Source organism: Mesorhizobium huakuii, from assembly GCF_030160235.1.
Classification (GTDB): domain Bacteria; phylum Pseudomonadota; class Alphaproteobacteria; order Rhizobiales; family Rhizobiaceae; genus Mesorhizobium; species Mesorhizobium huakuii.
In genome coordinates, this window is record NZ_BSNY01000049.1 from 17572 (window position 1) to 39457 (window position 21886).

20 protein-coding genes are annotated in these 21886 nt (G+C 64.1%); 15 read left to right on the plus strand and 5 right to left on the minus strand.

Going from position 1 to position 21886, the window contains the following annotated elements:
- Window positions 1–259: 259 nt before the first annotated feature.
- Together ilvD and QQK95_RS25195 are read left to right on the plus strand one after the other, a co-directional pair.
- On the plus strand, window positions 260–1984 hold the full coding sequence (gene ilvD, locus QQK95_RS25190; protein ID WP_284277098.1) for a dihydroxy-acid dehydratase: 1725 nt from the start codon (window positions 260–262) through the stop codon (window positions 1982–1984).
- Window positions 1971–2801, plus strand: a complete 831-nt coding sequence (locus QQK95_RS25195) for a tetratricopeptide repeat protein (protein WP_284277100.1) — start codon at window positions 1971–1973, stop codon at window positions 2799–2801. The genes ilvD and QQK95_RS25195 overlap by 14 nt, the downstream gene beginning before the upstream one ends.
- A gap of 49 nt (window positions 2802–2850) precedes the next feature.
- Here the strand turns inward: QQK95_RS25195 and QQK95_RS25200 are convergent, their stop codons facing one another.
- From QQK95_RS25200 to erpA, 4 genes are all read right to left on the minus strand, one after another.
- Window positions 2851–3168 carry a hypothetical protein gene (locus tag QQK95_RS25200; protein WP_322414492.1) on the minus strand — a complete coding sequence of 106 codons (318 nt, stop codon included), beginning with the start codon at window positions 3166–3168 and terminating at the stop codon, window positions 2851–2853.
- A gap of 90 nt (window positions 3169–3258) precedes the next feature.
- Window positions 3259–4053, minus strand: coding sequence for an exodeoxyribonuclease III (gene xth / locus QQK95_RS25205; RefSeq protein ID WP_172350176.1), 795 nt, complete (start codon window positions 4051–4053; stop codon window positions 3259–3261).
- Window positions 4054–4060: 7 nt separating this feature from the next.
- Complete coding sequence (locus QQK95_RS25210) at window positions 4061–4453, minus strand: VOC family protein (protein ID WP_284277102.1); 393 nt, start codon at window positions 4451–4453, stop codon at window positions 4061–4063.
- A gap of 4 nt (window positions 4454–4457) precedes the next feature.
- On the minus strand, window positions 4458–4805 hold the full coding sequence (gene erpA / locus QQK95_RS25215) for an iron-sulfur cluster insertion protein ErpA (RefSeq protein ID WP_027024881.1): 348 nt from the start codon (window positions 4803–4805) through the stop codon (window positions 4458–4460).
- 76 nt (window positions 4806–4881) lie between these two features.
- On the opposite strand from erpA, the gene QQK95_RS25220 reads away from it, so the two are divergent.
- The 13 genes from QQK95_RS25220 (at window position 4882) to QQK95_RS25280 (ending at window position 20875) form a co-directional block, all read left to right on the plus strand.
- The gene (locus tag QQK95_RS25220; RefSeq protein ID WP_284277103.1) at window positions 4882–6096 is read left to right on the plus strand and encodes a deoxyguanosinetriphosphate triphosphohydrolase; all 1215 of its coding nucleotides are present in this window, start codon (window positions 4882–4884) and stop codon (window positions 6094–6096) included.
- Between the two features lie 61 nt (window positions 6097–6157).
- Complete coding sequence (gene argS, locus QQK95_RS25225) at window positions 6158–7915, plus strand: arginine--tRNA ligase (RefSeq protein WP_284277104.1); 1758 nt, start codon at window positions 6158–6160, stop codon at window positions 7913–7915.
- Between the two features lie 103 nt (window positions 7916–8018).
- A complete protein-coding gene (locus QQK95_RS25230; protein ID WP_284277105.1) occupies window positions 8019–11402 on the plus strand; it encodes an SPOR domain-containing protein in 3384 nt (1127 codons plus the stop codon).
- A gap of 151 nt (window positions 11403–11553) precedes the next feature.
- The gene (gene nagZ, locus QQK95_RS25235; protein ID WP_284277106.1) at window positions 11554–12573 is read left to right on the plus strand and encodes a beta-N-acetylhexosaminidase; all 1020 of its coding nucleotides are present in this window, start codon (window positions 11554–11556) and stop codon (window positions 12571–12573) included.
- 63 nt (window positions 12574–12636) lie between these two features.
- Window positions 12637–13440, plus strand: a complete 804-nt coding sequence (locus tag QQK95_RS25240; RefSeq protein ID WP_027046916.1) for a segregation and condensation protein A — start codon at window positions 12637–12639, stop codon at window positions 13438–13440.
- Window positions 13437–14201: an SMC-Scp complex subunit ScpB gene (gene scpB, locus QQK95_RS25245; RefSeq protein WP_284277107.1), complete on the plus strand. Its 765-nt coding sequence runs from the start codon at window positions 13437–13439 to the stop codon at window positions 14199–14201. The genes QQK95_RS25240 and scpB overlap by 4 nt, the downstream gene beginning before the upstream one ends.
- A 180-nt stretch (window positions 14202–14381) precedes the next feature.
- A complete protein-coding gene (locus QQK95_RS25250) occupies window positions 14382–14603 on the plus strand; it encodes a twin-arginine translocase TatA/TatE family subunit (RefSeq protein WP_284277109.1) in 222 nt (73 codons plus the stop codon).
- A 30-nt stretch (window positions 14604–14633) separates the two neighbouring features.
- The gene (gene tatB, locus QQK95_RS25255; protein ID WP_284277110.1) at window positions 14634–15461 is read left to right on the plus strand and encodes a Sec-independent protein translocase protein TatB; all 828 of its coding nucleotides are present in this window, start codon (window positions 14634–14636) and stop codon (window positions 15459–15461) included.
- Entirely contained in the window at window positions 15458–16333 is an 876-nt protein-coding gene (tatC, locus tag QQK95_RS25260; RefSeq protein WP_284277111.1) for a twin-arginine translocase subunit TatC, read from the plus strand. The genes tatB and tatC overlap by 4 nt, the downstream gene beginning before the upstream one ends.
- Window positions 16334–16437: 104 nt before the next feature.
- Window positions 16438–17742, plus strand: coding sequence for a serine--tRNA ligase (gene serS, locus QQK95_RS25265; protein WP_284277112.1), 1305 nt, complete (start codon window positions 16438–16440; stop codon window positions 17740–17742).
- A complete protein-coding gene (gene surE / locus QQK95_RS25270) occupies window positions 17742–18500 on the plus strand; it encodes a 5'/3'-nucleotidase SurE (RefSeq protein WP_284277113.1) in 759 nt (252 codons plus the stop codon). The genes serS and surE overlap by 1 nt, the downstream gene beginning before the upstream one ends.
- On the plus strand, window positions 18497–19150 hold the full coding sequence (locus QQK95_RS25275) for a protein-L-isoaspartate(D-aspartate) O-methyltransferase (protein WP_123169180.1): 654 nt from the start codon (window positions 18497–18499) through the stop codon (window positions 19148–19150). The genes surE and QQK95_RS25275 overlap by 4 nt, the downstream gene beginning before the upstream one ends.
- 177 nt (window positions 19151–19327) lie before the next feature.
- The gene (locus QQK95_RS25280) at window positions 19328–20875 is read left to right on the plus strand and encodes a peptidoglycan DD-metalloendopeptidase family protein (RefSeq protein WP_284277115.1); all 1548 of its coding nucleotides are present in this window, start codon (window positions 19328–19330) and stop codon (window positions 20873–20875) included.
- Between the two features lie 109 nt (window positions 20876–20984).
- On the opposite strand, the gene QQK95_RS25285 is transcribed toward QQK95_RS25280, so the two are convergent.
- The gene (locus tag QQK95_RS25285) at window positions 20985–21875 is read right to left on the minus strand and encodes an NAD-dependent epimerase/dehydratase family protein (protein ID WP_284277116.1); all 891 of its coding nucleotides are present in this window, start codon (window positions 21873–21875) and stop codon (window positions 20985–20987) included.
- Window positions 21876–21886 lie beyond the last annotated feature (11 nt).

The window sequence follows — 21886 nt, forward strand, 5'->3', positions numbered from 1 at the left end:
ATGCCCGGCCTTTTTCGTTTGGGCCGGCATTATCGGTGCTCCCGGTATCCAAGCTGCGTTGCATATAAGCCGCACTGGGACCACCTCGTGCGTTTGTGACGTTTTGGCAACACTTTCTGAACAACCCCTGCGCTACAAATCCGCCTGAGGGAATTGCCCATTTCCCGCCATAAACCCGGCGCACCTCGAAAGGGTCTCGGGACACGCGCCAAAAGGCTCGGCGATGGGACAGGCCGCACCGCCCGCGGCAAGGATGAGAATGGACGCCAAGGTCGTTTCAAAGGCTAAGCTCCCTAGCCGCCATGTGACTGTCGGTCCGGCACGTGCGCCGCACCGGTCCTATCTCTATGCAATGGGGCTTTCCGCCGCCGAGATCGCGCAGCCGCTGGTCGGCGTCGCCTCCTGCTGGAACGAAGCTGCCCCCTGCAACATCTCGCTGATGCGCCAGGCGCAGGTGGTCAAGAAGGGCGTCGCGGCCGCCAACGGCACGCCGCGCGAATTCTGCACCATCACCGTCACCGACGGCATCGCCATGGGCCACCAGGGCATGAAGTCATCGCTGGTATCGCGCGAGGTCATCGCCGATTCGGTCGAACTCACCATGCGCGGCCATTGCTACGATGCGCTGGTCGGCCTCGCCGGCTGCGACAAGTCGCTGCCCGGCATGATGATGGCCATGGTGCGGCTCAACGTGCCGTCGATCTTCATCTATGGCGGCTCGATCCTGCCCGGCAGCTACCGCGGCCGCCAGATCACCGTGCAGGACGTGTTCGAGGCAGTCGGCCAGCATTCGGTCGGCACGATCGGCGACGCCGAGCTGCTCGAGATCGAGCAGGCCGCCTGTCCGTCGGCCGGTTCCTGCGGCGCCCAATTCACGGCCAACACCATGGCCACCGTCGCCGAGGCGATTGGTCTGGCGCTGCCCTATTCCTGCGGCGCGCCGGCGCCCTACGAAATGCGTGACCGCTTCAATTTCGCCTCGGGCGAAAAGATCATGGAGCTGATCGCCAAAAACATCCGGCCGCGCGACATCGTCACGCTGAAGGCGCTGGAAAACGCGGCGACCGTGGTTTCGGCCACCGGCGGCTCGACCAACGCAGCCCTGCATCTGCCGGCGATCGCGCATGAGGCGGGCATCAAATTCGATCTCTTCGACGTCGCGAAGATCTTCGAGAAGACGCCCTACATCGCCGACCTCAAGCCCGGCGGCAAATATGTCGCCAAGGACATGTTCGAGGCCGGCGGGATTCCGCTGTTGATGAAGACGTTGCTCGACCACGGCTATCTGCATGGCGATTGCCTGACGGTCACTGGCCGCACTTTGGCCGAAAACATGGAGCACGTTGCCTGGAATGAACACCAGGATGTGGTCCGCCCGGCCAACAGACCAATTACCCAAACCGGCGGTGTCGTGGGGTTGAAGGGAAACCTTGCCCCCGAAGGCGCGATCGTGAAGGTCGCGGGCATGGCGGAGTTGAAGTTCTCCGGGCCGGCGCGCTGCTTCGATTCGGAAGAGGAATGTTTCGAGGCGGTGACGCATCGCAACTACAGGGAAGGCGAGGTTCTGGTCATTCGCTACGAAGGGCCGCGCGGCGGTCCTGGCATGCGCGAGATGCTCTCGACCACGGCGGCGCTCTACGGCCAGGGCATGGGCGGCAAGGTGGCGCTGATCACCGACGGCCGCTTCTCGGGCGCGACGCGCGGCTTCTGCATCGGCCATGTCGGCCCGGAAGCGGCGGTCGGCGGTCCGATCGGCCTCATCCGGAATGGCGACGTGATCTCGATCGACGCCGTGAACGGCACGATCGACGTGGCGCTGACGGAGGCCGAACTGGAGGCGCGGGCCAAGACATGGAAGGTGCGCACGACCGACTACCAGTCGGGCGCGATATGGAAATACGCACAGACGGTCGGGTCTGCCAGGGATGGCGCGGTCACCCATCCGGGCGGTGCGAAAGAAACACACTGCTATGCGGATATCTGAGTTGTTGAGGTCGTCTGTCCTTCCGGCACTGGTCGCTGCGGCGATCTTTGGCGCCGTGGGCCAGGCTTTGGCCTTCGACGACAAGGTGTTCGACGACAAGACAGGCGTGAAGCCGCAGTCGAGCCCCTGGGCGGTGTTCCAGTTCGGCTTCTCCGCCTACAAGAACGGCCACAAGGAACAGGCCGCCGAAGCCTATAAATACGCCGCCGAAAACGGCCAGATCGGCGCCACCTGGAAGCTTGCCCGTATGTATGCCGAGGGCGACGGCGTGGCGCGTGACGACTATGAGGCGTTCAAGTTCTTCTCCGAGATCGTCGACCAGGATGTCGAGCCCGGTTCGCCTGAGGAAAGCTACGTCTCCGACGCGCTGGTGGCGCTCGGCGATTACCTGCGCAAGGGCATTCCCGGCAGCCCGGTCGGCGAGAACGAGGTGGCGGCCCAGGAATATTACATGCGCGCCGCCGCCAACTACCGCAACCCGAACGCCCAGTTCGAGATGGGGCAGATGTTCCTCAAGGGCGAGGGCGGCGTGAAGGCCAGCGTCAAGCAGGCCGGGCGCTGGTTCCAGCTCGCCGCCGAGAAGGGCCATGCCGGCGCGCAGGCGACGCTTGGCCATCTCTTGTTCCAGAGCGGCAAGATCGTTCGCGGCCTGGCGATGATGACCGCCGCGCTCGAACGCGCGTCGCCGGCCGACCAGCCCTGGATCCGCGGCATGCAGGAAGAGGCTTTCGCCGCCGCCGGCGAAGCCGACCGGCGCACGGCGATTTCGCTGGCCGATGACATCCTGACCAAGGGCACCACCAACGCAGACCAGTAAGGTCGTCTGCCGCTCTCCTCCAACAGGGGAGATCAACTACGCGAAAAAATCAATTCTCGGTCGGTTCCGTCGGCACCATGCTGGGCGCGGGCGTCGAGATCGGCGTGACGTGCAGGTGCGGCGCCATCGTGTTTCCGGGGCAGCTGTCGCCGATCTTCGTCCATGACGTATTGTTGAGCACCATCTCGCAGCGCGCCAGATGGCTCTGGTCGGCAACCGTCAGGCAGGCGACCTGGCCGACTGGGTAGGACTTTCCATTGGCAAGACATTCCGGGGAGGCGAAAGCAGGCACCATGGCGGCCGTGGCAAAGGCCAAGCCGATCGGACAGACAACAAATCGAATGGTCATGGGAACCCCGGCCGCCATGATGATCTCCCATCATGCGCCCGATTTGTGGCGATACAAGGTCGTTATGCGACACCGGATCGGGGCGATTCGCCGCCAGAAGGGTCCCGGTCAGGCCGGCTGCAAGGCGAGATCGATTGCCACGGGCACGTGATCGGACGGCTTTTCCCAGGCGCGCACATGCTTTTCGATCGAGGCCGACGAGAAGCGGTTGGCGGCTTCCGGCGACAGCAGCAGGTGGTCGATGCGGATGCCGTTGTTCTTCTGCCAGGCGCCGGCCTGATAATCCCAGAACGTGTAGGTGTCGGGCGCGTCGGTGACCGCGCGCACCGCTTCGGTGAAACCGAGATTGAGCAGCCGCCGGAAGGCCTGTCGCGTCTGCGGTTGGAACAGCGCGTCGCCCAGCCAGTTCTCCGGAAAGCGCGCGTCGATCGGCTCGGGAATGACGTTGTAGTCGCCGGCCAGCACCAGCGCCTCTTCCAGTCTCAGCCGCTCTTCGGCCCAGCGCTCCAGCCGCGCCATCCATGAGAGCTTGTAGGGGAATTTTTTATCGTCATCGATCGGATTGCCGTTCGGTAGATAGAGCGAGGCAACGCGCAGCGCGCCCTTGTCGGTCGAGAACACGCCTTCGATGAAGCGCGCCTGCTCATCGGTGTCGTCGCCGGGCAGGCCCCTGATGACTTCGTCAAAGCGCAGCTTCGACAGCAGTGCCACGCCGTTAAAACCCTTCTGGCCATGGGTTTCGACATTGTAGCCCAGCGCCTCGATCTCGGCGCGCGGGAACTGCTCGTCGACCGTCTTGATCTCCTGCAGGCAGACGATGTCGGGCGCGCTCTCGGTCAGCCAATGGGTCAAGTTGCCGATGCGGGCGCGCACGCCGTTGATGTTCCAGGTGACGATTTTCATGACGGTCTTATTCTTCCTGCGGCGGATGGCGTTCGACGAGGCCGATCGTATTGCCTGCCGGGTCCTTTAGGAAGGCCATCCACTCGCTTTCCCCCGGTGGTCCGAAGGTGCCTTCGGTATCGCGATGGACAAGTGCGGGCGGCGCGGTGAAGGGGACACCCGCGGCTTTCGCCTCGGCGTGGAAGGCTTCGAGGCCGACCATGTCGAGATAGACTATGCCGGCTGGAACGCCGTCGGTGAACAGCAGGCGCACGTCGCCGGCCATGATGAAGGCGATGCCCGGCGGATCATAGCGGGCGTGAACGCCCATGCCGAGCACGTCGCGCCAGAAGGCCAGCGTCGAATCAAGATCGCGTCCGGCCGACAGCGCGACCTGACGGACCGCGCCGATGGCAGGCATGCCGTTAAATGGAGAAGCTCGTGCCGCAGCCGCAGGAGGCGACAGCGTTCGGATTGCGGATCTGGAAGGACTGGCCCATCAGGTCGTCGACAAAGTCGATCACCGAGCCGCCCATATAGACCAGCGACAAATCGTCGATCAGCACCGTGGCGCCGTCCTTCTCGATGGCGACATCGTCGTCGTTGCGCGTGTCGACCAGGTCGAATTTGTAGGAGAATCCGGAGCAGCCGCCGCCTTCGACGGACACGCGCAACGCCGTCTTGCCGGCCTCGCCAGAGACAATCTTGGCGATCCGCCTGGCGGCGGCCTCGGTCATGTCGACTTTCATGGCAGTCTTGGCATCAGCGCCCATGGGCGTCACCTTGCTTTCGGTTTCACATGATAGGTATGAAGCGCAAGGGGCCAAGTCAACTGCGGCAGCATCAGCCATGACCAATGAGTTGGGCGACATCGGGTTCGGCTATCGGCCGCGCGCGGCCTATGCCACCGATCCGGCGCGCTCGCGCGGACGGCTGTTCGACGAGGTCGAGAGCCCAACCCGCACGCCGTTCCAGCGCGACCGCGACCGCATCATCCACTCCACGGCATTCCGGCGGCTCAAACACAAGACGCAAGTCTTCATCGCCCACGAAGGCGACCACTATCGCACAAGGCTGACCCATTCGATCGAGGTGGCGCAGATCGCGCGTGCGCTGGCGCGGGCGCTGCGTGGCGACGAGGATCTCGCCGAGGCTGTGGCGCTGGTGCATGATTTCGGCCACACACCCTTCGGCCATACCGGCGAGGACGCGCTGAACGACAAGATGGCGGCCTGGGGCGGCTTCGACCACAACGCACAGTCGCTGCGCATCGTGACGCGGCTGGAGGCGCGCTACGCCGAGTTCGACGGGCTGAACCTGACCTGGGAGACGCTGGAGGGCCTGGTCAAGCATAATGGTCCGCTCACGGACAGCAGCGGCAAGGGCCTGAAAGGGCCGGTGCCACAGGCGATCCGTGATTATTCCGAGTTGCAGGACCTCGAGCTCGACCGGTTCGCCGGCATCGAGGCGCAGTGCGCCGCAATCGCCGACGACATCGCCTACAACACGCATGACATTGACGACGGGCTGCGGGCAGGGCTGCTTACGCTCGATATGCTGAAAACCGTCTCGCTGCCGGGGAAGATCCTCGAGGGCGTGCGCCAACGCTATCCCAGGCTCGATGACGTGCGCACCGGCCACGAACTCATGCGGCGGCAGATCACCGCCATGGTCGAGGATGTCATCGTTTCGGCGACCGCAAATCTGGAACGCGTCGGGCCGCGCAGCGCCGACGCGGTGAGGGCGGCGGGCGAGACGATGGTAACTTTTTCCGGCGAGATGGCCGCGGCCGAGAAGGAACTGAAGGCGTTTCTCTACAAGCACCTCTACCGGCACGAGGAGGTGATGCGGGTGCGCGCCGGCGCCGAGCAGATCGTCAGGGATCTGTTCGACGTCTATTTCGCCGACCCGCGCGCCATGCCGGACGGCTGGCGCGAGGGGCTGGACCGGGCCGAGGATCGCATCAAGGCGCGCAGCGTCGCCGATTTCCTGGCAGGGATGACCGACACCTATGCGCTCAAGGAACACAGGCGTTTGTTTGACCGCACCCCGGATTTGAGCTAGGGCGGGCGCGATTTTGCCGGCCAACGAGCCGGATTCGCCTAAAACCGCCAGAGCAATACCCATGAACATCTTCGCCGATTTCACCGCGCGAGTCACAAAGGCTGTCGAAGCGCTTGATCTGAAGGACAAGGACGGCGTTTCGCCCGACCTGTCGCGCATTGCCGTCGAACCGCCGCGCGACGCCAGCCATGGCGATCTCGCGACCAATGCGGCGATGGTGCTGGCCAAGCCCACCGGCCAGAACCCGCGCGCGCTGGCCGAGAAGCTGGCGCTGGCATTGCGGGATGACGAGGATGTCGCCGCCGCGGAGGTTGCCGGTCCTGGCTTCGTCAATCTGCGGCTCAAGGACGGCTTCTGGCAGGCGCATCTGTCGGCGCTGCTGGGCGAGGGGCGCAATTACGGCCGCTCGACGATCGGCGCCGGCCGGAAAACCAATGTCGAATATGTCTCGGCCAACCCGACGGGGCCGATGCATGTCGGCCATTGCCGGGGCGCCGTTGTCGGCGACGCGCTCGCCAACCTGATGGCGTTCGCCGGCTACGACGTGACCAAGGAATATGTCATCAACGATGCCGGCGGACAGATCGACGTGCTCGGCCGCTCGGTCATACTGCGGTACCGGGAGGCGCTCGGCGACGAGATCGGCGAGATTCCGCCAGGCCTTTATCCTGGTGACTATCTGGTGCCTCTCGGCCAGGCGCTGGCGAAAGAGTTCGGCCGCAGCCTGCTCCAAATGCCGGAGGATGAGGCGCTGGCCATCGTCAAGGACCGCGCGATCGACGCCATGATGGCGATGATCCGCGATGATCTGGCGCTGCTCAACGTACATCACGACGTGTTCTTCTCGGAGCGCACGCTGCACGCCGACAATGCCAGGAAGATCCGCTCGGCGATCAACGACCTGACACTGAAGGGGCATATCTACAAGGGCAAGCTGCCGCCGCCCAAGGGCGAGAAGCCGGACGACTGGGAAGACCGCGAGCAGACGCTGTTCCGCTCGACGGCTGTCGGCGACGACATGGACCGGGCGCTGGTCAAGTCGGACGGGTCGTTCACCTATTTCGCCGCCGACGTGGCGTATCTGAAGGACAAGGTCGATCGCGGCTTCGTCGACCTGATCTATGTGCTTGGCGCCGACCATGGCGGTTACGTCAAGCGGCTGGAGGCCTTGGCGCGGGCGATTACCGGCGACAAGGTGAAGCTCACGGTGCTGCTGTGCAATCTGGTCAAGCTGTTCCGCGACGGCGAGCCGGTGCGAATGGGAAAAAGGGCTGGGAATTTCGTCACGGCGCGGGAAGTCATTGAAGAGGTGGGCCGCGATGCGGTGCGCTTCATGATGCTGTTCCGCAAGAATGACGCACCACTCGATTTCGACTTCGCCAAGGTCACAGAACAGTCCAAGGACAATCCGGTGTTTTACGTGCAGTACGCCTCGGCGCGCTGCCATTCGGTGTTCCGGCAGGCAAGCGAGCAATTGGGCGAGGCCAACTTCGATCGCAAAAGCCTGGCTGCCGCCGCGGCTTCGCTGACCGACGAGGGCGAGATCGGCCTGATCCGCAAGCTCGCGGAATATCCGCGCCTGATCGAGTCCGCCGCTCTTGCGCTGGAGCCGCATAGGCTGGCATTTTACCTCTATGATCTGGCTTCCAGCTTCCACGGACACTGGAACCGGGGCACGGATAATCCGGACTTACGTTTTGTTAAGGTTAACGACCGACAATTGACGCATGCCAGACTAGGGCTGGTGCAGGCTGTTTCGGACGTTCTGACGTCCGGCCTGACGCTGATCGGAGCCGCTGCGCCCACCGAAATGCGTTAGGTTTGACTAAAAAACCTGTCACCTTTTGCCCACATTGCGCTGGTAAGGGCCAACCCTGCGCGACGTCCATGGCGTCCGAATGAGTGCGAGTTCGGGAACAATAATGGCAGACAGAACCCAGCTGAGAGTAGCCGACAACAACGACGTCGCTGACGATGATCCGTTCGCGGAACTGACCAGGATCATGGGATTCGATCCACGCCAGCCGGTCAAGCAGCAGGCGCGGGTCGAACCGCAGGCCGCTGTTGCCAGTCAGCCCGTGCAAGAGGACGATTTTGACATCGACCTCGAAAAGGAACTGATGGGCGAGTTCGACGCCGGCGACAACGTCGCCGCTCCGATTGTCGAGGCTCATGAGCCGGCATTTGAAACGGCGGCCACACACGCGGCCGACGATGACCTGGCGCTGTCGCTCGACGACGATTTCCATCTGGACTTCACGGGTGCCGAAGAGCAGGGGCTCGTCGCCAGCCATGCCAACCCTGGCGCTGCCGAAGCCGCGCCGTCCGTCGAACCTGCCTTCGATGCCGATTTCGACAATGCCGTCGCCAGTTCGCTCGAAGACGTTTCGCCCTTCGAAGACGATCTGCCGATGGAGGACGAGCTTGCCGCGTCGCTTGATCAGGACTTCCACATCGAGGACCATGCCGCCCAGGTCGAGGACGAAGCCGTCGAGCCCCAGCATGCCGTTGCCGAAGTGCCGGTGGCTGTCGAGCCGGCCGCCGAGCATGAATTCGATGATGCGGTCGCGATTTCGCTCGAGGACGAGCTGATGCTTGACGACCATTCGGCGGATCAGCGCCATGCGGCCGCGGTCGACTATCCGGAGCCGGCGCTGGCCGCCGCGAATGAAGCCCAGGCGGTCGCCGACGAAGATTTCGATGGTCGCTTCGAGGCTGCCATGGCGGATGTCGGTATGGATTTCGACGTTCAGGCAGATGAGCCGGTGGCCTTTAACGCGGCGGAGGCGCACGAAGTGCCGGCTCATGCCGTGGATGCGAGGGACGAGTTCTCAAGCTCCGAAACCGCTCCGGAAGATGATTTCGATCTGAGCTTGGACGACGCGTTCGCCGAGCCTGCCGAAGAGCCGGTCGCCGAGGTCGCGGCTGCCGCGGTCCAGCCGATAGCTCCGGCAATTCCGGCAGCCATCATGGCCGAGCCGGCGCCGGCCCCCGTGGCGGACGAACGAAGCCTCGAAGACGAGTTGAACGCGCTGCTGGGCGCCATGACGGCGCGCACGCAGACGTCGGCCAAGGAGCAACCTGTCGTCGCTCAGCCCGTTGCGGCTCAGCCGCCCACTGCTCCCGTTCCGTCGTATGTGGCCGCGCCTGCAAAGGCCGCTGAGGGGCCTGCCGATCTCGACTGGGATCTCGACGAACATGCGACCGAGGATGCGCATGCCTCCAGCGCCGCCTACGCCGCCGATGCCGATCTCGACAATCTGCTGCTCGATGAGCTTGAGGGCCAGGATTTGGGTGCGGACGCAGCCGATCATGGCGACATCGATTTCGACGATGATGCGTTCGACGCGGCCTTGGCCGGGAATCTCGATCCGCGCGACGAGGCAGCTTCGCCGCAGGATCAGGCCGATTCCCTCGATTGGCTGGCCGAACGCTCCGCGCCGACCGAGCCGACCCGTTCGTGGAGCCGCGTGACACCGGTTCCCCAGCAGCCGGCATTTGCCGCGCAGCCGTCCGCTTCGATGGCGGCAAGGGCCGCCGCGCCTGAAGTGACCCCGGCGGTGGCTGTGGTGCCGCCCTACCGCGCGCCCGAGCCGGTTGCGGCCGCTGCCTATGCGGCGCCTGTATCCGCGCCGCAGCCGCGACCGTCGTCGCGCTACGAAGAAGAGATGCCCGATGTCGAAACGGTCGATGTGCCGGAGCGTGTCGTGGCGCTGGCGGACGATCTCGACATTCCGGAACTGCATTTCGAGGAAGATGAACCAGCCGCGTCGGGCTACGACGATCTCGACGCAGAGTTCGCCAGCCTTCTGACGGAAATGAATTCGGTGGAGGTGCCGCCTGCTCCAGCCGCGCCCGCAAGCAGCACTGCCTATGCCGATGAGACCTTCAATGCCGGTTTCAATCAGGCCTATCAGGCGCCGGCCTATGAAGAACCCAAGCCGGCTTATGGCGGGGTCAAACCTGCCATCCAGCCGGAAGTGCGGACCTATGCGGCGCGGCCGGCGGAAATGCCCGCCCGTGCCGCCGCGAACACTGGCTATGCCGACGCCGCCGACGGCTTCGACATCGACAATCTGCCCGGCAGCCAGCCGGTCTCGCAGGCGGACGATTTCACCGTCGATGAACTCGACTATGATCCTGAACTCGACGAGGCAATGTCCGTTCCGGGTCTCGGCGAGCGGGAAGCGGCCAGGCCGTCGGGCCGCCGTGGCCTGTTCATCGCGGCAATTGTCGGTGCCGTGGCGGTCGCAGGCGGTCTTGGCGCCTTTGCGCTGTCTTTCGGCGGCAAGGGCGGCAGCGAAGCGCCGGTGATCGTCAAGGCCGACAATTCGCCCATCAAGGTCAAGCCGGAAAATCCGGGCGGCGCCGTGGTGCCGAACCAGGACAACAAGGTTTACGACGCGGTGGTCAAGGGCGCGAAGCCCGCCGAACCGGTGCAGCAGAAGCTTGTCACCAATACCGAGGTCCCGGTGGATGTGCAGGCGAAGGATCCGGCCCGTGCCATCGATCTTTCCGCTGGCCAGGGTGCCACCGTCGGCGGAGCCGATGATGGCAATGCCGCGCCGACCGCAAGCGCTGCGCCGGCTGGCAATCTTGCGCCGGCCGACAATGCGGCGCCCGCGCCCAAGTCCGAGGATCGCATCGCGCAGGTGCTGCAGGATGCCGACAAGGGCAACAATACCGATGTCGTCGCCGTCGCACCGCGCAAGGTGAGGACGATGGTGGTCAAATCGGACGGCTCGCTGGTGCCGCGCGAGGATCCGGCACCGGTCGCACCGCAGGTGGCGGCTGCCGAGCCGACCGATCCGGCGCCGCAGCATGTCGCCGCGCCGTCCGCCGATGCCGACCAGACCGGCACCGTGGCCCCGGCCGCGGCCCAGTCGGGCGACGAGCCGGCCCTCAAGCCGGCGGCCAAACCGGCAAAGGCGCAGTCGGCCAACACGCCGGCCAAGGTTGCGATCGCGCCGCAGCGTCCGTCCGACCAGCCCGTTGACGTCGTCGGCGAGGTGAAGCCCGATCAGGTCGCTTCCATCGACCCGGCAACGACGGCGACCGGTAGCGGTTCGTGGTCGATGCAGGTTGCTTCGCAGCCGACGGTGGAAAGCGCCCAGTCGACCTACCAGGATCTGCAGCGCCGCTATGGCAGCGTGCTTGCCGGCCGAACGGCCAACATCGTCAAGGCCGAGATTGCCGGCAAGGGCACGTTCTACCGCGTGCGCGTCGTGGCCCAGTCGCGCAACGACGCCATCAATCTGTGCACCAGCTACAAGGCAGCCGGCGGCAACTGCTTCGTCTCGCGCTAGACGCGTTCAACCCATCAAAGCCGGCGCGGCCCTAGGTCGCGCCGGCTTTTTCATGTGCCCGGCGGTTTTTCATGTGGAAGCAGTTACGGCGTTGGACCGCATGTATTTCCAGACGATTCCCTTTGGCCGCGCGAAGCCCTAGACTCCTGATATGACCGAATCAAAATCCATGATCCTCGGCTGTGCCGGGAAATCGCTCACCCGCGAAGAAATCAATTTCTATCGCAATGAATGCCCGTGGGCCTTCATCCTGTTTGCCCGCAACATCGGCGAGACCGAGCAGATCCGCGATCTGGTCGCCGAGATGCGCGATTGTATCGGGCGGCCGGACGCGCTGGTGTTCATCGACCAGGAAGGCGGCAGGGTGCAACGCCTGCGGCCGCCGCTGGCGCCGAACTATCCGGCGGGCGGGGCGCTTGGCGCGCTGTGGCGCGACGATCATGACGCCGGCGCCCGCGCTGCCTGGCTGATGGCGCGCCTGCACGCTTTCGACCTGTTGCGCTACGGCATCACCGCGGATTGCCTGCCGGTGCTCGACGTGCCGATCGAAGGCGCCAGCGACGTCATCGGCGCGCGCGCCTATGGCAAGGAGCCGCGCGCGGTCATCGAACTCGGCCGGGCCGCCGCCGAGGGGCTGATGTCGGGCGGCGTGCTGCCCGTGATGAAGCACATCCCCGGTCATGGCAGGGCCTTTGCCGACACGCATTTCGAACTGCCAACGGTCGATGCTTCGCTCAGCGATCTGCAGCGGCATGACTTTGCCCCGTTCCGGGAACTCAACGACCTGCCGATGGCGATGACGGCGCATGTCGTCTACAGCGCCATCGATCCCAAGAACCCGGCGACGACTTCAGGCAAGGTCATCGACGAGATCATCCGCCGCGACATCGGCTTTGACGGGCTCCTGATGAGTGACGACACCTCGATGAAGGCACTTTCTGGGGATTTCCCGACAAAGGCGGCGGCGATCCTTGCGGCGGGCTGCGATCTGGTCCTTCACTGCAACGGGGTTTTCGAGGAGATGGCAGGCATTGCGTCGCGCACCACGGGGCTCGAAGGCAAGTCGCTGGAGCGTGCAAAGCGGGCGCTGACCTATATAAGGAAACGCGACGCGGCCGAGGAAACCGAGATACGCGCTGAATTCGCCACCTATTTCGATGCGGTGGCCTAACCAAGGGAAGTGACAAAGGCAGTGGCGGAAACATTGGAAAGCAAGGCCGCGAAGGCCGCACCGATGGACCGCCTGTGGGCCGAGAATGACGATTCACGCGTCACCGGCGATCCGTCGCTGGTCGTCGACGTGGCCGGCTTCGAAGGTCCGCTCGATCTGCTCCTGCACCTTGCCCGCACCCAGAAGGTCGACCTGGCGCGCATCTCGATCCTGGCGCTGGTCGAGCAGTATCTGGCCTTTGTCGAGACGGCGAGGGCGCTGCGGCTCGAACTTGCAGCCGACTATCTGGTGATGGCGGCATGGCTCGCCTTCCTCAAGTCGAAGCTGTTGATTCCCAAGCAGCCTGGCGAAGAGGGCGAGAGCGGCGAGGAACTGGCGGCCGTGCTGCAATTCCGGCTGAAGCGGCTCGAAGCCATGCGTGATGCGGCGGCGCGCCTGGTCAACCGCAACCGGCTCGGCCGCGACGTGTTCGCGCGCGGCATGCCCGAAATGGTCATCATCGAAAAGCGCAACGCCTATTCGGCGTCGCTCTACGATCTCCTGACCGCCTATGCCCAGCAGCGGCAGAAGCAGGCGATCACCAATGTGACGATCGCCAGGCGGGGCGTCTGGTCGCTCAAGGACGCGCGCGACATCCTGACCCGGCTGATCGGCTCGCTGCGCGACTGGACGGCGCTGGACAGCTTCCTAATCCAATACATGACCAGCCCCGAAGAGCGGCGCACGGCGATCGCCAGCTCGTTCGCGGCGACACTGGAACTGGTGCGCGAGCGCAAGATGGATCTGCGGCAGGACGAGGTGTTCGCGCCGATCTATCTGCGCGATCACCGCGCACCGGCAATCAAGGCAGTCGAGGTGGCATCATGAGCGAACGCGCCAACGCTTCGGTTATCCCGTTCAAGGTGGACGATGAACTGGAAGGCGAACTCGACCAGACTTCGGCCGAGAATCCGGTGCAGAATCCGGCCGAGCGCCTGCATATTGCAGAGGCCATGCGCATGGCCGAGGCGATCGTGTTCGCCAGCGCCGAACCCGTCAGCGAAAAGCAGCTTGCCGCCCGTCTGCCCGACGGCATCAATGTCGCCCTGGCCATGGCCGAGCTGCAGCAGGTCTATGCCCGGCGCGGCGTCAATCTGGTGCGGGTCGGCGACGCCTGGGCGTTCCGCACCGCCGGTGACCTCGCTTTCCTCATGAGCCGCGACACGGTGCAGCAGCGCAAGCTGTCGCGCGCTGCGCTCGAAGTGCTGGCGATCATCGCCTATCACCAGCCGGTGACGCGCGCCGAGATCGAGGATATCCGCGGTGTCGAGACGTCGAAGGGCACGCTGGACACGCTGCTCGAGACGGAATGGGTACGCATGCGCGGCCGCCGCAAGACGCCCGGCCGTCCCGTCACCTATGGCACCACCGAAACCTTCCTCGACCATTTCGCGCTCGAGGAAATCCGTGATCTTCCCGGTATGGAAGAGCTGAAGGGGGCGGGCTTGCTTTCGGGCCGCATGCCGTCGAATTTCTCCATTCCGCAGCCGCCTGCCGACCCCGACGTGCTGACAGAGGACGAGGATCCGCTGACCGACATCGATCTCGAGGAACTCGGCCTTCTGACGCCGCGCGTCACGGAAGATTGACCTGCCGGCCCCTGTCCAAGCGCGCCGATAGGTCGTAGATGCGCCGATTGGTAGCGGGCCAGCGAGTCGAAAAAGCGTGACATCCGTCACCCTTTCATAAACTCTGTCGCTGTTGTGTTTGAATCCCAACGCGAAAACGCATAGATCATCGCCAGGGAAAACATTCGAGAGAGATTTGCTATGGGTTCATTTTCGATTTGGCACTGGATGATCGTGCTGGTGATCGTGCTGCTGATTTTCGGCCGCGGCAAGATTCCAGAGCTGATGGGCGACATGGCCAAAGGCATCAAGAGCTTCAAGAAGGGCATGGCGGACGACGACGTGGCGGACGACAAGCGCACCGTTGAACACCGTGCCGACGAGACCGTTTCGGCCGTGAAGGAAAAAGCCAGCAAGAGCTGAGCCAAAAAGTTCTAGTCGGAACAGAGTGCCATGTTTGAAGTCGGCTGGACCGAAATGCTGGTGATCGCGATCGTCATGATCGTGGTCGTCGGGCCGAAGGATTTACCCAATATGCTGCGCACCTTCGGCCGCACGACGGCGAAGTTGCGCGCCATGGCGGCCGACTTCCAGAAACAGTTCAACGAAGCGCTGAAGGAAGCCGAACTCGACGACGTCAAGAAGTCGGTCGACGAGCTCAGGGGCCTCAGCCCCGTTGCCGAGATCCGCAAGCAGCTCAATCCGTTCGAGCAGGCAGCTGCCGATGTGCGCGCCGGCGTCGACGCGGCGATGAAGCCGAAGCCGGCCGCCGATCCCGCAACGCCAGCCGCTTCGACGCCACAAGCGACCGAGCCGTTGAAGAACGGTGCAACGGAAATGCCTGGCGTCAGCGCCGGGGAAGCCACGCCGCCAACGCCGATTTTCCCGGCCATGACCGATGAATCGGTGGTGGCGGTACCCACGGAACCCGTCGTGGCTCCGAAGGCATCCACGGCCAAGAAGGCCGCCAAGGCCGCGCCGGCAGTAAAAGCGCCTGCCAAGGCCTCGGCGAAGGCTATGACGGCAAAAGCCGCGCCTGTGGTAACCGCAAAAGCCGCGCCTGTGGTAACCGCAAAAGCCGCACCAGTTGTGACGGCAAAAGCCGAGCCGGCGCCCAAGGCGTCGGCAAAGGCCGCGACCGCAGCAAAGGCTGCCGCCGCCACTTCGAAAAAACCTGCCGCCGCCAAGGCGACCGATGCAAAGACCGTGGCGAAAGCCGAACCGAAACCCGCGCTAGTGAAGAAGCCGGCGGCCAAGAAGACGGCGGGAGCCGCCAAGTGAGTGTTTCGGACAAGGAAAAGGACGAGATCGAAAAATCGTCGGCGCCGCTGATCGAGCATCTCATCGAGCTTCGCCGTAGGCTGATCTGGTCGCTTGGCGGCTTCTTCGTCGCCTTCCTGGTGTGCTTCTTCTTTGCCAAGAAGCTGTTCAACCTTCTGGTCGTTCCCTTCAAATGGGCGACCAAGTGGGCGGGTCTCGACCCCCACAAGGTCGAACTGATCTACACAGCGCCGCAAGAATTCTTCTTCACGCAGGTCAAGCTCGCCATGTTCGGCGGCATGGTCATAGCCTTTCCGCTGATCGCCACGCAGATCTACAAATTCATCGCGCCCGGCCTCTACAAGAATGAGCGCAACGCCTTCCTGCCGTTCCTGATCGCGTCGCCCATCCTGTTCCTGATGGGCGCGTCGCTGGTCTATTTCTTCTTCACCCCGATGGTGATGTGGTTCTTCCTCGCCATGCAGCAGGCCGGCACGGACGAGCAGGTGCAGATTTCGCTGCTGCCGAAAGTGTCGGAATATCTCAGCCTGATCATGACGCTGATCTTCTCCTTCGGCCTGGTGTTCCAGCTGCCGGTGGTGACCAGCCTGATGACGCGGGTCGGCATGCTGTCGTCCAAGGCGCTGGCCGAGAAGCGCAAATGGGCGATCGTCATCGCTTTCGTCGTCGCCGCCGTGCTGACGCCACCCGACCCGATGAGCCAGATCGGCCTGGCCATCCCGACCATCCTGCTCTACGAGGTCGCCATCTGGTCGGCCCGGCTGATCGAGCGCAGCCAGGAGCGCGAGCGCCTGGCGCGCGAGAAGCAGGAAGCCGGGGAGACCGTGGCCGACAAGACACCGGACGAGCCTCCGGCGCCGGCGGCTTCGTAAGCCGCCAGCGGCGGCGGAAAACGACAACCGCCGCCCAGCCTCATCTTGCATCGGTCAAGGATGCGGTTTACGCCCTCGGAGCTTAGCTCAGGAGCGTTCAAACTATGCTTGACATCAAATGGATTCGCGACAACCCGAAGGCCCTTGTCGAGGCGCTGACCAAGCGCTCGTGGTCGGCCGGCGAGGCGCAGTCCACCGTCGATGATTTGATCGCCAGGGACGAGGCGCGGCGCGAACATGTGACCGAACTGCAGACCAAGCAGGAGCGCCGCAACGCCGCCTCGAAGGAGATCGGCAACGCCATGCGTTCGGGCGATGCAGCCCTCGCCGAAAAACTCAAGGCTGAAGTCGGCGATATAAAAACCTTCATCCAGAATGGCGAGGCGCGTGAGCGCGAGCTCGACAAGGCGCTGAACGACGCGTTGGCGGTGCTGCCCAATGTGCCGCTCGACGATGTGCCGGTCGGCAAGGACGAACACGACAATGTCGTCAAACACATCGTCGGCAAGGTGCCGACGCGACCGAACTGGGTGAAGGAGCATTTCGAGGTCGGCGAAGCGCTCGGCATGATGGATTTCGAGCGGGCGGCCAAGCTGTCGGGTTCGCGCTTCACCGTGCTGAAGAGCGGCCTGGCACGGATGGAACGCGCGATCGGCCAGTTCATGCTCGACCTGCACACGACCGAGCACGGCTATGAGGAAGTGATCCCGCCGCTGATGGTGCGCGACGAGGTGCTTTTCGGCACCAACCAGCTGCCGAAATTCGAGGAGGACCTGTTCTTCACGCCGCATGGGGAGGGCAGGCTTGGCCTGATCCCGACCGCCGAGGTGCCGCTCACCAATCTGGTGCGCGAAGAAATCACCGCGCATGAAAAGCTGCCCCTGCGCTTCACCGCGCTGACGCCGTGCTTCCGCTCGGAGGCAGGTTCGGCCGGCCGCGACACGCGCGGCATGCTGCGCCAGCACCAGTTTTACAAGGTCGAGCTGGTGTCGATCACCGATCAGGAATCTTCGCTGGCCGAGCATGAACGGATGACGCAATGCGCCGAGGAAGTGCTGAAGCGGCTTGAGCTGCCGTTCCGCACCATGACGCTGTGCACCGGCGACATGGGCTTTGGCGCGCGCAAGACCTATGACATCGAGGTCTGGCTGCCCGGCCAGAACGCCTATCGCGAGATCTCGTCCTGTTCGGTCTGTGGCGACTTCCAGGCGCGCCGTATGGACGCCCGCTACAAGGACAAGGACGGCAAGGGCAACCGCTTCGTTCATACGCTCAACGGTTCGGGCACCGCTGTCGGCCGCGCACTGATTGCCGTCATCGAAAACTACCAGAACGAGGATGGCAGCGTAACCATTCCTGAAGTGCTGCGGCCCTACATGGGTGGTCTGGCAAAGATCGAAGCGAAGTAATGCGCATTCTTCTGACCAATGACGACGGCATTCACGCCGAGGGGCTGGCGTCGCTCGAACGCGTCGCGCGCACACTGTCCGACGATGTCTGGGTGGTGGCGCCGGAGCAGGATCAATCCGGCTATGCGCATTCGCTGTCGATCTCGGAGCCGCTGCGGCTGCGCAAGATCGGCGACAAGCATTTCGCCGTGCGCGGCACGCCGACCGATTGCGTCATCATGGGCGTGAAGAAGATCCTGCCCGGCGCGCCCGACCTGATCCTTTCCGGCATCAATTCGGGCGCCAACATCGCCGACGACGTGACCTATTCGGGAACCGTCGCCGGCGCCATGGAAGGCGCGCTGCTCGGCATCCGATCGATCGCGCTTAGCCAGGGCTATTCCTATGTCGGCGAGGATCGCATCGTTCCCTACGAAACGACCGAGGCGCTGGCGCCGGCACTGCTGAAGAAGCTCGTCGCGACGCCGCTGCCGGACGGCGTTCTGCTCAACGTCAATTTTCCCAACTGCCTTCCCGAAGAAGTCGTTGGCACGGTGGTCACCATGCAAGGCAAACTCGTGCACAGCCTGTGGGTCGACGAGCGCCGTGACGGGCGCGGCCTGCCTTACTATTGGCTGCGCTTCGGCCGCGAGCCGGTCGAGGGCAAGCAAGGCACCGACCTCCACGCGCTGCGCAACCGTCTGGTGTCGGTGACGCCGTTGCAGCTCGACCTCACCGCGCATGAGATCCGTGACCAGCTGAGCAAGGCGCTTGCATGAACCTGCCAATCGATGACCGCGAAGGATTTGCCGCTTTCCTGTTGCGCCTGCGCGGCAGGGGGACCGTACCGAAGGCGCTGATCGCGGCTTTCGAGGCAACACCACGACGCGGCTTCCTGGCGGCCCACTTCCACCAACTCGCATGGTCCGACCGTATGCTGCCGATCGAATGCGGCGAGGCGATCGAAGGCGCCGACATGCAGGCGGCGGTTATCGCCGCCCTTGCCATCGAAGCGGGAAACCGCGTGCTCGAGATCGGCACCGGCTCCGGCTATACGGCGGCGGTGATGTCGCGGCTGGCTGCACGGATCGTGACCATCGACCGCTACAAAACCCTGGTCGAACAGGCCAGGCAGCGTTTCGAAGCGCTCGGCATCGGCAATGTCATCGTGCGCCAGGCGGACGGCTCCGGCGGCCTACCAGCAGAAGGCCCGTTCGACCGCATCGTCGCCTGGGCCGCCTTCGACAGCCTGCCGCGCTTTCTGCTCGACCAATTGTCGAGCGGCGGCATCGTCATCGCGCCGATCGGGCCGGAGGAGGGCGAGCAGGTGCTGGCAAAGCTCACCAAGGTCGGCAGCCGTTTCGAGCGCGAGGATATCGGCCTCGTGCGGCTGCAGCCGATCCTGCGCAGCGTCGCCGCGGTCATCTAGTTTCCTGCACAGCATTGGTCCGCGGTCGAACAGCTGTTCGGCCTCCTGATCCATGCCGCCAGCTATCCCCAAATGTTTTAAGAAAATTTTCGTCGGATTCTAATGGGTTAACCGACCAGTAACATTAACGCGCTTTAATCCGATCCAGTTGGTGCAGAGTTTGTGCGGGTTAGTGCGATGCAACTCAGTGTTTTGAAGACAAACAGTCGCAATCTGGCGCGGGGCTGCGCTGTTCTCATGATTGCGGGCGCGGCGGCCGGGTGCAGTTCCCAGGCTTCGCGGTTCAACAGTGTCGACGACGTCTTCACTTCCTCGACGAACAATCAGCGCGCCATCATCAACAAGCAGGATGCCGCACAGCCCTATCCGGGCGATGTCTCGGCCGCGCCGCTCGACGGCAGCCACACGCAGTCGGTGAGCCGCTCCAGCCTCGAACCAGTTTCAAGCCGGCCGTTGCCGCCGCCCGTTTCCGCCCAGGCGCAGCCCGCGCCGGCGCTGGCGCCTGCCGCCAATCCGGTGCGTGTCGCATCGGCACCTGCCATGGTTCGGCCCGCTCCCCATGTCGACAGGACGACAACCGGCACCGTCGAACCGGCCGCCAAGCCGTTCAAGAATGCCCAGCCCGATGCGCCGAAGGTGGCCGAGGCGGGCAGGCCGCACGCGACCGAGATCGTCGTCAGGGACGGCGAGACCATTTCCGGCCTGGCCGCACATTACAAAGTGCCGGCCGATGTCATCATGAAGGTGAACGGCCTGAGCCCGACCAAGGGGCTGAAGACCGGTCAGAAGATCGTCATCCCGGCCTATGCCTATTCGAGCAAGGCCGAGCCGAAGGTCGCCGACGCCAAGCAGTTGAAGGACGGGCCTGCGAAGGACGGCAAGCACGATTTGCCGGCCACCGCGCCGGACAAGGTCGCCGTCCTGCCGCAGCAGCCGAAGCTCAAGGAGGGCAAGTCCGCCGCGCAGGTCGATGCTTCGGCCGCCGCGAGCCAGCCCAAGGAGCCCAAGCCGGCGCAGGTCGCCAAGGCAACCGGCGCCGCCGGCACCTATACGGTCCAGTCGGGTGACACGATGTCCTCGATCGCCAGGAAGACCGGCGTCGGCGTCGTTGCGCTGAAGCAGGCCAACGGCATGAAGGATGGCTTGCTCAAGATCGGCCAGACCCTGAAGGTACCGGCCGGTGGAACCGCGACCGTCGCCAGCGCCAAGCCGGCGAAGGTCGATCCGGTGACCACGGCAACCACGCAGCCTCCGGCAAAGATCACGCCGTCGGAAACGCTGGCATCCTACACGCCGCCGAAGAAGGACGCGAAGGTCATCCAGCAGGCCGAGGACGACGAAGCGGTGGCGCCGGACGCCACGGGTATCGGCAAGATGCGCTGGCCGGTGCGCGGCCGGGTGATCTCCGGTTTCGGATCCGGCAAGGACGGCGTCGATATCGCAGTGCCCTCGGGCACGCCGATCAAGGCGGCCGAGAACGGCGTCGTCATCTACGCCGGCGATGGGCTCAAGGAATTCGGCAATACGGTGCTGGTACGCCACGAGAACGGCCTGGTCACCGTCTATGGCCATGCCAGCTCGATCGAGGTGCAGCGCGGCCAGAAGGTCAAGCGCGGCCAGGAGATCGCTTTGTCGGGCATGAGCGGTACGACGGACTCGCCGAAGCTGCACTTCGAAGTGCGCAAGAACTCGGCGCCGGTCGATCCCTCGACCTATCTCGAATAGAATAAAAAAAGCGATTTGCGGGCCGTCTGACCTCCAGTCCGGCCCGCCGGCTCAGCCCGTTCCGCAAGGAGCGGGCTTTTTCAGTCGCTGCAAATGCTGCCCGCACGGTTCAAAGATGGTCACGGAGCGTGTCGGCGAGCATCTCCTCGAGGCTGCTGGCCTTGACGCCCAGTATCGCCTCGGTGTCGGAGGCATCAACCAGCAAGGGGCTCTCGAAGAGATAGCTCATCTCGATGGCCTCATGCATGTCCAAGGCTTCCATCTCGGGGGCGGAATAGGCACGTATCTCCGTACTCTCTCGTTCGAGCATCGCCGCGGTTTTCTGGATGAGCTCCCGGGGTGAGGCGTATTGGGAGGGAACGTGAAACGCGCGTCCCCACTCACCTTTGTAGCGTGAGGCCGCGACCAGCGTCCTCGCGACGTCCTTGGTGAAGCTCCAGGCGTGCGTTGCGTCGAGGTCTCCAATGAAGGCGGTAGGCTTGCCCTCAATGATGGAGGGCAGCGCTATCAATGAGAAGTAGCTGATCGCGCCATGCCCGAGATAGTCGCTGGAGCGTATTTCGATCGCCGGTACGTCGGCTCGGGCCGCCCGCTGCCACATGATCGTCCTGGCGGTTCCCTTCCTCGAAGTCGGGTCCAGGGGCAGGTCGGAACGAAGCGGGCTATCGGCATTTTCCCCATAGCCATAGAGGTTTCCGAGCACGATGAGCTTGGCGCCGACCGCTTCGGCCGCGCGCACGGTGCCGTCGATGATGGGGAAAAAGTCGGTCGGCCACCGATCATATGCGGCCATGGCGCACATGAAAATGGCATCGGCGCCTCGGCAGATACGCAACATTTCCGAGGCATCCGTGGCATCGGTCTGTATGGTCCGCACGTTCGGCAACGCGTTCGAACCGACGCTTCGGCTGGTGAGAACGACATCATGCCCTTCCTCAGCAAGAAGGCGCGCGGTCTCGCGTCCGACCGGGCCCGCGCCGACAACAACATAGAAACTCATGGCAACCTCTC